Genomic DNA, 13,750 nt, shown 5'->3' with positions numbered 1-13,750 from the left:
GTGTCAACTAATAGGTCTGCAACATATGGGGATATACCAGCACTAGTGTTATCCCCAAGTTACTAACGGAATCACTACCTGTTTCTCCCAGGGCTGATGCACAAGCCCCGACTCATTATTTCCAATACAAACGGCCCCTTGGCCCTTTGCTCATGGTTAACGAGCACTCAGACTCATTAAGAATCTATGAAAGGCATGTTCTCGGTATGGACACCCAGGTCTCCACAGCTCCGTTGAGCTCCCGCCGCTACGGATCTGTGAATTGGTTGGGGCTGCAAACTCTCGTGGCGCGCGAGATCAAGCGCTTCCTGAAAGTCGGCGCGCAGACCGTGTTCGCGCCGCTGATCCAGACGCTGCTCTTCATGATGGTGTTCGGTCTGGTGCTGCGCGACGGCAATTGGCCAGGCTCGGACCGAGCTTACGCCGATGGGCTCGCCGCGGGCCTGGTCATGATGTCGATCCTCTCGAACGCGTTTCAGAATTCGTCGTCCTCGATCGTGATCGCCAAGGTGCAGGGCAATTCGGTCGACTTCCTGATGCCGCCGCTGTCGGCGCTGGAGCTGGCGATCGCCTTCATCGTCGGCGCCGCCGCGCGCGGCATTCTCGTCGGCGCCGTAAGCCTGATCGCGATTGCCTGGCTCGCGAACGTGATGCCGGCGCATCCGCTGGTGGCGATCTATTACGCGATCGTGGCTTCGGTGATGTTCGGCGCCATAGGCCTCATCGGCGGCATCTGGTCCGACAAATTCGATCACATCGCCGCGGTGACGAATTTCATCGTCGTGCCGCTGACCTTCCTCTCCGGCACGTTCTACTCGACCGACGTGCTGCCCGAGCCATTCAAGACCTTCTCGCACTTCAACCCGGTCTTCTTCCTGATCGACGGCTTCCGCTATGGCTTCATCGGCCACCACGATGCGCCGCTGGTCGCGGGCGCGCTCTGGTCCCTCGGTATCACACTGGCGCTCTGCTGGGCCTGCTGGGCGATGCTGAAAAGCGGGTACAGGTTGCGGAGTTGATGTGTGGAAGCGCTCGCGGCTCTGCTCGCTTTCGGGATCGCATTCGTCCTGGGCGCGATGTCCAGCAAGGCGTGGAGTCAACGCGCAGGCCTGATTGGCGTTGCCCTCGCGGGCGTCGCTGGCGCGCTCACATTTATTTTGCCCGCGCAATCCGCACCCGGCGTGGCCAGTGCTATCATAGCGATTGGAGGTTCGCTCGTCGCTTTGGGTTTCTCCGGCCACGCCCTTTTCAAGGATCGAGTCCGCGCCATTCTGAGCACGCTCGCAATTGGAATCGTCGGCATGTGGCCAGTGCTTTTGTTTGCGACATTCGCATCCTGCGTCCACACGCAGCGCTGCTTCTAGGAAGCCACGGTGAGTTTGGCGCTCCCCATCCTCACACTAGCAATCGCGGCAGCGCTCTTCTTCGCCGCGCATCGTTACGGTGTGCGCGGCGCGCTGATTGCAGCGGGCGTGCCGTTCGCGTTGTTGGGCTGGCTTTGGCTGGCGCTCAAATTCCACTGGATCGATCACACCGGAGACGACGACGCCGAAGTCATTCTCTATCTCATCGTCATCTGGCTCGTGTTTAGCAGCATCGCCTCAGCGCTCGGGCTCGCCTTTCGAAAGCGGCGTTAAGCGGCCAACGTCTTGGCCAACAAAGGAAGGAATACATCCATGCGATAATCGACATCCGTGTGATCGTCATCGAATTCCTCGTAGACGTGCGCAATGCCCGCCGCCTTCAGCTTCGCCGCGAAACGGCGCATGCCGAAATGGATGCGGAATTGGTCGGACCAGCCGCAATCCATGTAGATGAGCTTTAGCTTGCGCAGATTTTCGCCGAGCGTTTCGAACATCACGACCGGATCGTGCTTCATCCAATTGTTCCAGCGCTCAGGGATCAGCTCGCCCGTGCGCGGATCCATCGGCAGACGCATGTTGCGAAATTGCGTGGGGTCCGGATCGTAAAAAGCGCTTTGGCCCAGATCCATCAGGATCATGCGATCCTTGTCCTTCAGCTTTGGTTGAGCCTCAACGTGCAGCACCCATTTCTCAATCGAGTAATCAAACTTCCGCAGCGCATCGACGTCATCATAGAGCGTAGGGATGAAGAGCGCGTCGAAGCCCATGTCGCCGCTATTGATCGAAATCGCGCTCCAAAAATCCGAACGATTGAGCCCATGCCACGCCGCGCCATAACCGCCCGAAGACTTGCCGAACACGCCGCGCCTGCCCGGCCCGCCGCAATTGAATTGCGCTTCAACAAGCGCCACGATTTCGTCGCAGACATAATCGGCGTAGCGGCCGGAGCCGGCGCTGTTCAGATATTGGTTGCCGTAGAGCTTGGTGAAGCAATCGGGAAACGCCACCACCGCACGAGCCATGCCTTTATGCGTCAGCCGATCCAGCCGCTCGGGCACATTCTCCCCGCCCGGCTTCCAATTGGTGTGGCCAAGGCCGCAGCCCCAATAGCCGGTGAGGTCCACCAGCAGCGGCAAGCGCTCGGCGGCACTCCAGCCGGGCGGCGTCCAAACATGCAATTCACGGTCGGTCGGATCGCCCAACGGGTTGCCCTCCAACACGACGGATTGGTGACGCAGACGGTGCAGTTCGCCGCGCGGTAGAGAATGGTCTCGCCTCATGGAATGTTGATGATACGCCTGGGTTGACCTGACAAGCGGCGCGGCTCAAAACCGCGCCTTCCCCAAATTCTGAGAGCCGAAATGAGCGCCGCAGAAAGCCATATTCTCCCCGTCTATTCGCCGCCGCAGCAGAACTTCGAGCGCGGTGAAGGTTGCTGGATTTGGGACGATAAGGGCGAGCGATATCTCGATTGCATCGCCGGCATTGCTGTGAACGCCCTGGGCCATGCGCCGCCTGTACTGGTGAAGGCGCTGACCGACCAGGCGGGCAAGCTCTGGCACACCTCGAATATGTTCAAGGTGAAGGGCCAAGAAGAGCTCGCGGCGAAATACACGCGCGACAGCTTCGCCGACGTGGTCTTCTTCACCAATTCCGGCACCGAGGCCATCGAGGGCGCGCTCAAAACCGCGCGCAAATATCACTCCGCCAACGGCGCACCCGAACGCGTCGACATCATCGGCTTCCAGGGCTCGTTCCACGGTCGCTCCTACGCAGCGATCAACGCCTCCGGCAATCCGAGCTATCTTGAAGGCTTCGGCCCACGTCTGCCCGGCTTCATCCAAGCACCGTTCGGCGATCTTGAGGAACTGAAGAAGCTCGTCGGTCCGACCACGGCGGCGGTGATCCTAGAGCCGGTGCAGGGTGAAGGCGGCGTCCGCGCCGCGACCGACGAATTTCTACGCGGCTTGCGCAAGCTCGCCGACGACACCGGCTTCCTCATCATCTTCGACGAAGTGCAATCCGGCGCCGGCCGCACTGGCAAGATGTGGGCGCATCAATGGTCCGGCGTGACGCCGGACATCATGGCGGTCGCCAAAGGCGTTGGCGGCGGTTTCCCGATGGGCGCCTTCCTTGCAACGAAGGAAGCGGCCAAAGGCATGGTCGTCGGCGTGCACGGCACCACGTTCGGCGGCAATCCGCTGGCGATGGCTGTCGGCAACGCCTGCTATGACGAACTCTCGAAGCCGGCGCTGCTCGACCATGTGAATCTGATGGCCAACCACCTTGGCCAAGCGCTCGAAGGGCTGAAGGATCGCCATCCGGACTTCGTGGTCGATGTGCGCGGCAAGGGTCTCTTGCGCGGGGTCAAACTCACGCTGAACCCAAAAGACGTGCAAGCCAGACTGCGCGAACGCAAAGTGCTCGTCGGCGTCGCCGGCGACAACGTGCTGCGCTTGGCGCCGCCGCTCATCATCGACGAGGCGCAAATCCGCGAAGCCGTGGACGCGATCGACGCGGTGCTCACCGCCTACGCGACTCAATCGAACGGATGACGGATTTGCGCCACTTCCTCGACATTTCCGCACTCTCGAAAGAGGAGCTGCGCGCGATCGTCGATGAAGCGCATGCGCGCAAAGCCGCGCGCCTCGGCTGGCCAAAGGCAAAGCCGGATGAAGACGCGCCGCTCGACGGCTACGCGTTGGCGATGATCTTCCAGAAGAACTCGACGCGCACGCGCGTCTCGTTCGAAATCGGCATGACCCAGCTCGGCGGCAAGGCGATCATCCTGAGCGCCAACGACACGCAGCTTGGCCGTGGCGAAACCGTGCAGGATACGGCGCGGGTGCTCTCACGCATGGTCGATGCGGTGATGATCCGCGCCAACAATCACCAGGACGTGCTCGACTTCGCCGAAGCCAGCGACGTGCCGGTGATCAACGGCCTCACCGATCTCTCGCACCCCTGCCAGATCATCGCCGACATCATGACGATCGAGGAATGGCAAGGCGACATCGCCGGCAAGACGATCGCGTGGCTGGGCGACGGCAACAATGTCTGCACGTCGTTTATTCACGCCGCCGAAAAGCTCGACTTCAAGCTGCGTATCGCGACGCCGGCGAACTATCCCGCACGCTCGCAGGAAATCGCGGCGGCGCAAGCCGCCGGCGCGGACATCACCGTGACAACCGATGCAAGAGCGGCGATCGAAGCTGCTGATGTTGTCGTGACTGATACCTGGGTGTCGATGGGCGACACGGACAAGGACGCGCGCATGGCCGCGTTCCCGCCCTATGCCGTGAACGACGAAATGATGGCGCGCGCAGCGAAGGAGGCCCTGTTCCTGCATTGCCTGCCCGCCCATCGCGGCGAAGAGGTCACGGATTCCGTGCTCGACGGCCCACAATCCGGCGCCTGGGACGAAGCCGAAAACCGCATTCACGCGCAGAAAGCGGTACTGATGTGGTGCTGCGGCAAGCTCTAACAACGATTGCCGAAAGCGGGGCGAAGCCCCATCTCTCGCCCTTCATGACCGACACCCCGCTCACCGACGATCTGATCGCCAGCTTTAGCTTGGACAACGCGCCCGTGCGCGGGCGCATCGCGCGCATGGGCGCGGGTGCGCTTGATCCAATCCTGTGCCGCCACGATTATCCGCGACCGGTTGCATTGCTACTCGGCGAAGCGCTCACGCTCGCCGCGCTCATCGGCTCGCTGCTGAAAATCGAAGGCCGTCTTGTCGTGCAAGCGCAAGGCGAAGGCCTGGTGCCTTTGCTTGTAGCCGAGCACTCAAGCGGCGGCTTGCGCGGCTACGCGCGCTTGGCTGAAGGCGCGGCGGAGCATCTCGCGAAGGCCAACCGGATTCCACCCGCGGAATTGCTGGGCGCGGGCTCGCTTGTCCTCACGCTTGATCGCGGCCCCGGCGTTGCCCCCTACCAAGGCGTCGTCGCGTTGGATGGCGACACGCTCGCGACGTGCGCCGAGTCCTACTTCCGCACGTCGGAGCAGGTCGACACTGGCATCCGCCTCGCTGTTGGTGAATTGATGCGTGCGGACGCGCCGACCACGTGGCGCGCGGGCGGCATCTTAATTCAACGCGTCGCGGGCGATGATGCGCGCGGCGACACGCGTGAGGATTGGAGTCGCGCGTCCATCCTATTCGGCACCGTCAAAGACGAAGAATTGATCGATCCGGCATTGCCCGCGGATCGCCTGCTCTATCGCCTATTCCACGAAGAGGGTGTGCGCATGGACACCCCGTCGCCGCTCGACGATCGCTGCACATGCAGCGAGGAGCGACTGACCGCCGTCATGCGCACATTCCCGAAGGACGAATTGCAGAGCCTGATCGAGCCTGACGGCAAGCTACACGCGCGCTGCCAATTCTGTGCGCGTTCGTACCTGATCGAACCTGCCGCGGTTGGCGCTTAGGCCGCTTCGACGTCCAGCGCATAACCTGCGCTGCGGACCGTACGGATCGGATCGTTCTCTTCGCCGACCATCAGCGCCTTACGCAGGCGCCCGATATGCACGTCGACGGTGCGAGCTTCGACATAGACGTCGGAGCCCCACACCGCGTCGAGCAATTGCTCGCGGCTGAACACGCGGCCCGGGTGCTGCATCAAATGGTCGAGGATGCGGAACTCGGTGGGGCCCAAATGCACTTCCCGCGCCCCGCGCTTTACGCGGTGCGAGACGCGGTCCATCACGATATCGCCGCAAGTCACCTTGTCGTCGGCCAAGCCCGGACGAATGCGGCGCATCACGGCGCGCAGGCGCGCCAGCAATTCGCCCATCGAGAATGGCTTGGTGATATAATCGTCGGCGCCCATGTCGAGGCCGCGCACGCGATCGCTCTCCTCGCCGCGGGCCGTCAGCATCACGATCGGCGTGTTGCGCGTTTCCTGACGCGCGCGCAGACGGCGGCACACCTCGATACCAGGCGCCTTGGGCAGCATCCAATCGAGCACGACCAGATCCGGATTGGTCTCGTCGGCGCTCACCAACGCCTCCTCGCCGTCATTGGCGACGGAGACGCGATAGCCTTCCTTCTCGAGATTGTATTTCAGCAGCTGCGCGAGGGCTTCCTCGTCCTCGACAACCAACACATGCGGAGCCTTAGCCATGTACGCCTCTTAGTCGCCAGCCTCGACATCGGCCCTCGGCCGTTGCGTCGCGATTTCCTCACCCGTGACCAGGAAGTGTATATATTCGGCGATATTGGTGCCGTGGTCGCCGATGCGCTCGATATTCTTGGCGATGAAGAGCAAGTGCGCGCACGACGAAATCGTCCGCGGGTCTTCGATCATGTAGGTCAACAATTCGCGGAACAGCGAATTGTAGTGCGCATCGATATTGTCGTCGCCGTTCCAGACAGCGATGGCGGCCTGGACGTCCTTGTTGGCATAGGCGTCGAGCACTTGCTTCAAATGCTCGCTGGCAATCTTGCCCATGCGATCGACGCTGCGCGTGAGCTGAATTGGCTCGGCTTGATTCAGCACCAAGGCGCGCTTGGCGATGTTCTTGGCGAGATCGCCGACACGCTCCAGCTCACCGGCGATACGCCAAGCCGTCAGCACAACGCGCAGATCGCTCGCCATCGGCTGGCGAAGCGCGAACAATTTGATGGCGCGCTTCTCGACTTCACGCTGAGCAGCGTCGATGCGCGCATCGCGCTGCATCACCAGCTGGGCCAATTCCGTGTCGCGTCGGACCACGGCCGAGAGCGCGTCGTTCACCGCGGCCTCCGCCAAGCCGCCCATGCGCGCGACCTCTTGCGTCAACGCATCAAGCTCTTCCGTGAACGCCTTAACTGTGTGCTCAGCCATACTTGTCTTTACCCGTCGCGCCAGTGCAGGCGATGCTGCGCCCTCCGCTCTCGAGGACGCCGCCATCCACCTTACCCGAACCGGCCAGTAATATAGTCCTGCGTGCGCGTGTCGCGAGGGTTCGTGAAGATTTCCTCGGTCTGGCCCGTCTCGACCAGCTTGCCCATGTGGAAGAACGCCGTCTTCTGCGAAACCCGCGCCGCCTGCGCCATGGAATGCGTGACGATGATGATGCAGTAATTCTCCCGCATCTCGTCGATCAGCTCTTCGATCTTGGCCGTAGCGATCGGATCGAGCGCCGAGCATGGCTCGTCCATCAAGATCACGTCGGGGTTCACGGCGACGGTGCGCGCGATGACCAAGCGTTGCTGTTGACCGCCTGACAATCCCGTACCGGGCTGCTGGAGACGATCTTTCACTTCGTCCCAAAGACCGGCGCGACGCAGCGAGTTCTCGACAATCACATCCATGTCGGCCTTCGACTTGGCCATGTTGTGAATGCGCGGCCCGTACGCCACGTTTTCGTAGATCGATTTCGGGAAGGGGTTCGGCTTCTGGAACACCATGCCGACGCGCGTCCGCAGGATTACGGGATCGACGTTCTTGGCGTATGCGTCCTTGCCTTCGATCTGCAGCGTGCCTTCAACTCGGCAGCCGTCGATAGTGTCGTTCATGCGGTTGATGCAGCGCAGGAAGGTGGTCTTGCCACAGCCGGACGGACCGATGAAGGCCGTCACCGAGCGATCTGGAATGTCGATCGAAACGTCAAACAGCGCCTGCTTCTCGCCGTAGAAAACGCGGATGTCGCGCGCGCTGACCTTGATCTGGGCGTCAGTCAAGCTACCGGCCTGCGCGCTCACGACGGGCGCGGACATCATTCCTGAAGACACTACGCCTCGCTCCGAGCCGGCGGCGGAAAACGCTTCCATAACAGACCCCTGTTCGCGGCTTTGCAAGCCGTGGACTATCCGTCCCCGATCACGCCGGGCTCTTAGGCAGGTTTCGTGACACTGATGTGAAATTCACCATCCCGAGTTCAGTCCTCGCCGGCCACTTCCACATAGGCCGCGAACGCGGACCCCCGCCCCGGCTGACTTTCCACCAGAAAGCCGCCCCGGTGACGATTAATAATGTGTTTGACGATCGCCAGCCCCAATCCGGTGCCGCCGCGTTCGTCCCCCAACTCACGCTCGACGCGAAAGAATCGCTCGGCAAGACGGGGCAAAAACCGCTTGGCGATGCCGGGACCGGCATCCTCGACGCGTATATAGGCGTAGGATCGGTTCGCTACAGCCGCCGGCGTCAAGATCGCCACCCGGCCGGCCTCCTCCCAGCGCCGCCCTGCCTTAGCCACCACGTCCTCGCGGTCGCCGCCGACACCGACTTCGATCCGCACCACGCCTCCCGAGGGCGTGTATTTGATCGCGTTGTCGACCAAATTCTGCGCCACCTGCGCCAGCTGAAAGCGCTCCCCCACCACGTTCAAGGGCGCCTCCGCGCCCGCAAGCACAAGCTCGACACCGCGCTCGCGGGCCACGGCCCCCATCATGTCCACGACTTCGCGCACCACGACGCACAGATCGGCGCGATCCGAAGGCGGCACATGCTCGTCGAGTTCGATCCTTGAGAGCGACAACAGATCCGCGATGAGCCGCCGCATGCGTTCGGCCTGGACCTGCATCATCTTGAGGAAGCGATCGCGGTCTTCGGCATTGTCGCGCGCGGGGCCGGCGATGGTTTCGATCAACAAGGACAAGGAGGCAAGCGGCGTCCGCAATTCGTGGCTCGCATTCGCCAGGAAGTCGGCGCGCATGCGTTCAGTGCTAATTCGCGCGGTTTGATCGTGGAAAACCAGCATTGCCGCGCGATCCGGCCCCCAGGTGACCGGCGCCACGTAGCAACGCGTGTGACGTTCGACTTGCGCGGTTTGCTCGTACTCGACCGCGCGCGTTGCGCCGTCGCGAACCGCCTCCTGCACAGCTTCGAGCACGTCTGGATGGCGGAGGATTGAGGTCAAATACTGGCCGCGGGCTTCAAATTGCATCTGCCGGCGGGCGGCCGCGTTCGAACTGACGATGCGTGTGTTGGCGTCGATGAGCAGCGCCGGATCGGGCAACGCCTCCAATAGCGGCGCCAATTCGGCCAGCCCGACGAACTCAATGTTCTCGTCGGTGCGGGCCGATCCAATTACGAACCGGCGCGCTTCGCGCCCCGCCCAGAACGCGATCGCCGCGGCTAGCAACACCAACAGGGTCACCGACGCATTGCTGGCGAAGGCGAACAATAAGAGGAGGACGGCCAGCGCCCCTGCGGCCCAGGCCGAGGCCGGCGCGCGATCTAGGCGCCAGCGCCGCGCGGAAAGTCGCTCCATGACCATAATTGGTGTTGGGCTTAGGCCGCGGCAGCGCCGCCACGCAAGCACGACCACCCAAAGAAACTGCGCGCCGGGTGTCGGAATGTGATCCCTGCGGACGTCTTATGCACCAAGAACGGTCGCTCGCCGTACAAATCCAGCCGTTCGTCGCGGTTTGGCAGCGCCTGCATCCAAATTGGCAAGCGTCGGCATCTGAAAGTGTGAACGGGGAACAGTGCTCGCCGAAAGGCGGCAAAACCTTATCGATTTTCAATATTGTTTTATTGACTTTCGAGAGGGCCGGATTTAGAGCCGGCATGCTGCGAGGGAATGAATGGTATACGGTGCGCGTCTTCTGATCGGGCTCGGCATGCTGGCCGCAGCCGGTTCGTGCGCAGGCCGCAACCTGCCGCCCGAGCCGGACTCCTATGTCGCGGCAGACGCCATCGGCGCGGAGCGCGCCGCTGAGCTTTCCGCTTCGCCCGCCGTAACTTGGCTCGACGATCTGAGTTCGACCGAAATGTCTTCGCTGGCGCGTGAAGCGCTCGCCGGCAGCCCTGAGTTGCAGGTCGTTGAAGCGCAATATCGCGCAGCCCGTTGGCGCGCGCGGGGGTCCTTCGGCGGCAATCTCTTGCCGAGCCTTGAAGTCGGCGCGAGCGGAACGCGCACCGAAGAGCCGATCGCCGGCTCCGACGAGCGCATCCGCACGGAATTCATGACGTCGAGCGTCGTGGCCAGCTGGGAGATTGACCTCTGGGGTCGGCTCACAGCGCGCGCGCTCGCCTCCGACCTCTCCGCCGACGCCGCCGAGGAAGACTTGTATGGCGCTCGACTTTCCGTCGCCGGACAAGCGTCGCAAGCCTGGGTCGGACTGATCGAGGCGCAGCAATTGTTGGCGCTGGCCCGGGAAGATTTGCAGACGCGCGAACGCGCGCTCGATCTGACGCAGCGCCGCTACGACGCCGGCATCGCCTCCTCGCTCAATCTGCGTACTGCGCGCAGCCAAGTGGCGTCTGCGCGGGCCGCCGAAGCCGCTGCCCAGGATGGTTTGTTGATCGCCTCGCGCCGTTTGCAGGAAATCATGGGGCGCTATCCTGACGGGGCGCTCCGCGCCGAAGGTGAGTTGCCCCAGCTTGCGCCGCTCGCCGCCGCGGGCGCGCCGGCCGACTTGCTCGAACGCCGCCCCGACGTACTCGCCGCGGAAAATCGCATGCGCGCAGCCGGCTTCCGCGTGCACGAAGCGCGCGCGGCGCTGTTGCCACGCCTGACCTTGCGCGCGAACGCGGGCAGTACGGGCGAAGGCATCAACGATATCGACGACAGCGCCAACATGGTCTCCAATCTGATTGGCGGCATCACCATGCCGATCTTCAATGGCGGCGCGCTGCTCTCGGAATCGCGCGCCAGCGTCGCCGACCGACGCGCCGCGGCCGCCAGCTATGTACGCACCTCGATCGCCGCCTGGCGCGAAGTCGAAGGCACGATCAGCGCCGATACGAGCCTTGAGACGCGCGAGCGCCAATTCGCCATCGCCGCAGACGAAGCGCGCGCGGCGCAGGAATTGGCCGAACGCGAATATTCACGCGGCGTCGCCACATTGTTTGATTTGATCGACGCCTACACACGCCGTATCGACGCCGAACGCGGTCTGATTTCCGCACGCGCCGATCGCGTCTCCAACCGCATTGCCTATCACGTCGCCCTCGGCGGCGGCGCCCGCACGGGCGGCATCGACGAAGACCGGGAAATCACGCCATGAACAAGATGGATCTGAACATGCTGCCGCACTCGGGTTCGGACGACGATGTGGTGAAGCCACGCTCCAGCTTGCTTTCGACCGCCAAGCGGATGGCGATCTTCGCCGCGCCGCTTGTCGTCATCGTTGGCGGCGGCGCGGCGCTGGCGCTGATGATTGCCACCGCGCCGCGCCCCGAAGAGAAGGGTGACACGCCACACGCGCCGGCGGTTCAGTTCGCGACCGCGCACGCGCGCCCGACGACGATCTCGATCGGGGTGCAAGGCGAAGCGCGACCGCGTACCGAAGCCACGCTCGCCGCGCAGGTGGCGGGCCGCATCGTTTGGGTGAGCCCCGCTTTCGTTGACGGCGGCGCGTTCCGCGAAGGCGAAGTGTTGGCGCGTGTCGACACCGCCGATTATGAACTCGCGGTCGTCCGCTCACGCGCGCAAGTGGCGCAAGCCGAAGAAGCGCTCGCGCGCGAGGAGGCGGAATCCGAACTGGCGCGCCAAGATTGGCAAGCGCTCGGTCGCGGCGAAGCGCCGCCGCTGGCGGTGCGCGAACCACAACTCGCGCAAGCGCGCGCCGCGCTTGCAGCCGCGCAGGCGTCGCTGCGTTCGGCCGAGCTCGATCTCAACCGCGCCAGCATTCGTGCGCCGTTCACCGGCCGCATGCGCGAGCGCCGGGTCAATGTCGGCGATTATGTCGGCCCCGGCTCGCCGGTGGGCGTCATGTTCGCGACCGATGCGGTTGAAATCCGCGTGCCGCTGACCGACGCCGACCTCGCCGCCATGCGCATTCCGGTGGGCTTCACCGCCACCGCCGCCAATCCCGGCCCAGTCGCACACGTGACCAGCGCAACCGGCGGACGCGAACGCAGCTGGGAAGGCCGGTTGGTTCGCACCGAAGCCTCAGTCGATGCGCGCACGCGTCTCGTCTACGGCATCGTGGAAGTGCGCGATCCGTTCAACGCGCGTAACGCCGCCCCGCTTGCGCCCGGCATGTTTGTCTCGGCGCGCCTCGAAGGCTCTAGCCGCGAGACGATGGTGGCCGCGCCGCGCAGCGCGCTGAAGCGCAACGAATATGTCTATGTCGTCACGGCCGAGAACACGATCGACATCCGCCAAGTGCGCGCCGCGCAAACCACGGCGGACGAAGTTCTGTTCCGGGAAGGCGTCGCAGATGGCGAACGGGTCGTCGTTTCGGTGTTGACCTCGCCGCGGGAAGGTATGGCGGTGACGCCTATCGATCGTGCGGGTGAAAGCGAGACCCCGGCCACTCAAGACCAATTGCCAATTCGCGAATAAGCGAACCGAACTTTGCTCCGTCGTCTAAGCGGAGCCGCAAAGGAAGTACCTATGCTGAAGGGCCTCGTCGCCTGGTGGGGGCGCAACCCCGTCGCCGGCAATCTGCTGATGCTGTTCTGCGTGATCGCGGGCATCCTCTCCTTCAACAAGATGGAGAAGGAATTCTTCCCGGCTGGCCGCGGCGACGGCGTGTTCATTCAAGCCGTGTGGCCGGGCGCCAGCCCGGAAGACATGGAGCAGCAGGTCATCGTGCGCATCGAGGAGGCCACGGCCGACCTCAACAACGTCAATTGGGTGCGCTCACGCGCCGGCGAAGGCTTCGGATGGGTGCGCATCGCGGTCGATCCGGGTACGGATGTCGACGCCATCACCGAGGAAGCGCGCTCACGCGTGGAATCCATCTCCGGCCTGCCGGCCGGCATGGAGCCAATCCAAGTCGCGCGCGAAGTCGGCCGCAATTGGTCGATCATTCTGGGCGTCCACGGCGCAACCGATGAGCGCACGCTGCGCGATACGGCCGAGCGTTTGCGGGATCGCATGGCGTTATTGCCTGGCGGCGCCAACACGATCGTCACTGGCGTGCGCACGCCGGAAGTGTCGATCGAGGTCTCCGAGGCGTCGCTGCAAGCCTATGGCCTCACCTTCGATGAAGTTGCGCGCGCGGTGCGCGCATCATCGCTGAATGCCGGCGCGGGCGCCGTGCGCACCGAAGACGGCACCTTCCAGCTTCAGGCGCGCAATCTCGCCGACACCGAGCTCGATTTCGAGAACGTGATTGTCCGTCAAACGCCGGATGGCGGCACGGTCCGTGTCGGCGACGTCGCGACCGTCAATGACGGCTTCCAAGACGTGAACCTCTATTCGCGCATGAATGGCGACCCCTCCGCCATCATCGCGCTGCAAACCGCGGACACGTTCAACATCTGGGAAACGAACAACGCCCTCCAGGAAGCGCTGACCGAGATACGCGCCGAGCTGCCGGCGGGCCTTCAGATCACGACGATCTACAACGAGAGCGAAGATTACAATTCGCTGCTCGGCATCCTTTTCTCGAACGCGGCCCAGGGCTTCTTCCTGATCTTCTTGCTGCTGCTGCTGTCTTTGCACCCGAAGGTGGCGTTCTGGGCGACGTTGGGCGTGATGACCGCCTTCGCCGGCTCGTT

At 63.4% G+C, this 13,750-nt stretch carries 13 protein-coding genes; 8 read left to right on the top strand and 5 right to left on the bottom strand.

What is annotated here, in order from left to right; genetic code table 11:
- The first annotated feature begins 284 nt into the window (after positions 1-284).
- Both VF769_RS08090 and VF769_RS08085 read left to right on the top strand, forming a co-directional pair.
- Positions 285-1,019, top strand: a complete 735-nt coding sequence (locus VF769_RS08090) for an ABC transporter permease (protein WP_331007883.1) — start codon at positions 285-287, stop codon at positions 1,017-1,019.
- A gap of 354 nt (positions 1,020-1,373) precedes the next feature.
- Positions 1,374-1,637 carry a hypothetical protein gene (locus VF769_RS08085; RefSeq protein WP_331007882.1) on the top strand — a complete coding sequence of 88 codons (264 nt, stop codon included), beginning with the start codon at positions 1,374-1,376 and terminating at the stop codon, positions 1,635-1,637.
- Here the strand turns inward: VF769_RS08085 and VF769_RS08080 are convergent.
- On the bottom strand, positions 1,634-2,644 hold the full coding sequence (locus VF769_RS08080; protein ID WP_331007881.1) for an alpha/beta hydrolase: 1,011 nt from the start codon (positions 2,642-2,644) through the stop codon (positions 1,634-1,636). The genes VF769_RS08085 and VF769_RS08080 overlap by 4 nt on opposite strands.
- A gap of 81 nt (positions 2,645-2,725) precedes the next feature.
- On the opposite strand from VF769_RS08080, the gene VF769_RS08075 reads away from it, so the two are divergent.
- From VF769_RS08075 to VF769_RS08065, 3 genes are read left to right on the top strand one after another with little or no spacing between them, the layout of a single operon-like run.
- Positions 2,726-3,919, top strand: coding sequence for an aspartate aminotransferase family protein (locus VF769_RS08075; RefSeq protein WP_331007880.1), 1,194 nt, complete (start codon positions 2,726-2,728; stop codon positions 3,917-3,919).
- A complete protein-coding gene (argF, locus tag VF769_RS08070) occupies positions 3,916-4,848 on the top strand; it encodes an ornithine carbamoyltransferase (protein ID WP_331007879.1) in 933 nt (310 codons plus the stop codon). The genes VF769_RS08075 and argF overlap by 4 nt, the downstream gene beginning before the upstream one ends.
- A 44-nt stretch (positions 4,849-4,892) precedes the next feature.
- Positions 4,893-5,795: an Hsp33 family molecular chaperone HslO gene (locus tag VF769_RS08065; RefSeq protein ID WP_331007878.1), complete on the top strand. Its 903-nt coding sequence runs from the start codon at positions 4,893-4,895 to the stop codon at positions 5,793-5,795.
- Here the strand turns inward: VF769_RS08065 and phoB are convergent.
- The 4 genes from phoB to VF769_RS08045 all read right to left on the bottom strand — a co-directional run bounded on the left by phoB (position 5,792) and on the right by VF769_RS08045 (position 9,563).
- Entirely contained in the window at positions 5,792-6,490 is a 699-nt protein-coding gene (gene phoB, locus VF769_RS08060) for a phosphate regulon transcriptional regulator PhoB (RefSeq protein WP_331007877.1), read from the bottom strand. The two genes, VF769_RS08065 and phoB, sit on opposite strands and share 4 nt — an antisense overlap.
- A gap of 9 nt (positions 6,491-6,499) precedes the next feature.
- Positions 6,500-7,192 (bottom strand): phosphate signaling complex protein PhoU, encoded by a 693-nt coding sequence (gene phoU / locus VF769_RS08055; protein ID WP_331007876.1) that lies wholly within the window; start codon positions 7,190-7,192, stop codon positions 6,500-6,502.
- Between the two features lie 71 nt (positions 7,193-7,263).
- Entirely contained in the window at positions 7,264-8,070 is an 807-nt protein-coding gene (gene pstB / locus VF769_RS08050) for a phosphate ABC transporter ATP-binding protein PstB (RefSeq protein ID WP_349258117.1), read from the bottom strand.
- Positions 8,071-8,228: 158 nt separating this feature from the next.
- Positions 8,229-9,563, bottom strand: a complete 1,335-nt coding sequence (locus tag VF769_RS08045; RefSeq protein ID WP_331007874.1) for an ATP-binding protein — start codon at positions 9,561-9,563, stop codon at positions 8,229-8,231.
- Between the two features lie 316 nt (positions 9,564-9,879).
- On the opposite strand from VF769_RS08045, the gene VF769_RS08040 reads away from it, so the two are divergent.
- From VF769_RS08040 to VF769_RS08030, 3 genes are all read left to right on the top strand, one after another.
- On the top strand, positions 9,880-11,304 hold the full coding sequence (locus VF769_RS08040; RefSeq protein ID WP_331007873.1) for an efflux transporter outer membrane subunit: 1,425 nt from the start codon (positions 9,880-9,882) through the stop codon (positions 11,302-11,304).
- Positions 11,301-12,587, top strand: coding sequence for an efflux RND transporter periplasmic adaptor subunit (locus VF769_RS08035; protein WP_331007872.1), 1,287 nt, complete (start codon positions 11,301-11,303; stop codon positions 12,585-12,587). The genes VF769_RS08040 and VF769_RS08035 overlap by 4 nt, the downstream gene beginning before the upstream one ends.
- A 51-nt stretch (positions 12,588-12,638) precedes the next feature.
- Positions 12,639-13,750: efflux RND transporter permease subunit (locus VF769_RS08030; RefSeq protein ID WP_331007871.1), on the top strand; the 1,112-nt coding region annotated here is incomplete at its 3' end.

This window comes from Vitreimonas sp. (assembly GCF_036392335.1).
Lineage (GTDB): Bacteria > Pseudomonadota > Alphaproteobacteria > Caulobacterales > Aquidulcibacteraceae > Vitreimonas.
This window is presented reverse-complemented; position numbering and strand designations above follow the sequence as displayed.

What these genes read in the sequence shown, in the direction of transcription:
- pstB (WP_349258117.1), bottom strand. Translation starts at nt 8,070, where the DNA reads ATGATGTCCGCGCCCGTCGTGAGCGCGCAGGCCGGTAGCTTGACTGAC.
- VF769_RS08080 (WP_331007881.1), bottom strand. Translation starts at nt 2,644, where the DNA reads ATGAGGCGAGACCATTCTCTACCGCGCGGCGAACTGCACCGTCTGCGT.
- argF (WP_331007879.1), top strand. Translation starts at nt 3,916, where the DNA reads ATGACGGATTTGCGCCACTTCCTCGACATTTCCGCACTCTCGAAAGAG.
- phoB (WP_331007877.1), bottom strand. Translation starts at nt 6,490, where the DNA reads ATGGCTAAGGCTCCGCATGTGTTGGTTGTCGAGGACGAGGAAGCCCTC.
- VF769_RS08045 (WP_331007874.1), bottom strand. Translation starts at nt 9,563, where the DNA reads ATGGAGCGACTTTCCGCGCGGCGCTGGCGCCTAGATCGCGCGCCGGCC.
- VF769_RS08075 (WP_331007880.1), top strand. Translation starts at nt 2,726, where the DNA reads ATGAGCGCCGCAGAAAGCCATATTCTCCCCGTCTATTCGCCGCCGCAG.
- VF769_RS08065 (WP_331007878.1), top strand. Translation starts at nt 4,893, where the DNA reads ATGACCGACACCCCGCTCACCGACGATCTGATCGCCAGCTTTAGCTTG.
- VF769_RS08040 (WP_331007873.1), top strand. Translation starts at nt 9,880, where the DNA reads ATGGTATACGGTGCGCGTCTTCTGATCGGGCTCGGCATGCTGGCCGCA.
- VF769_RS08035 (WP_331007872.1), top strand. Translation starts at nt 11,301, where the DNA reads ATGAACAAGATGGATCTGAACATGCTGCCGCACTCGGGTTCGGACGAC.
- phoU (WP_331007876.1), bottom strand. Translation starts at nt 7,192, where the DNA reads ATGGCTGAGCACACAGTTAAGGCGTTCACGGAAGAGCTTGATGCGTTG.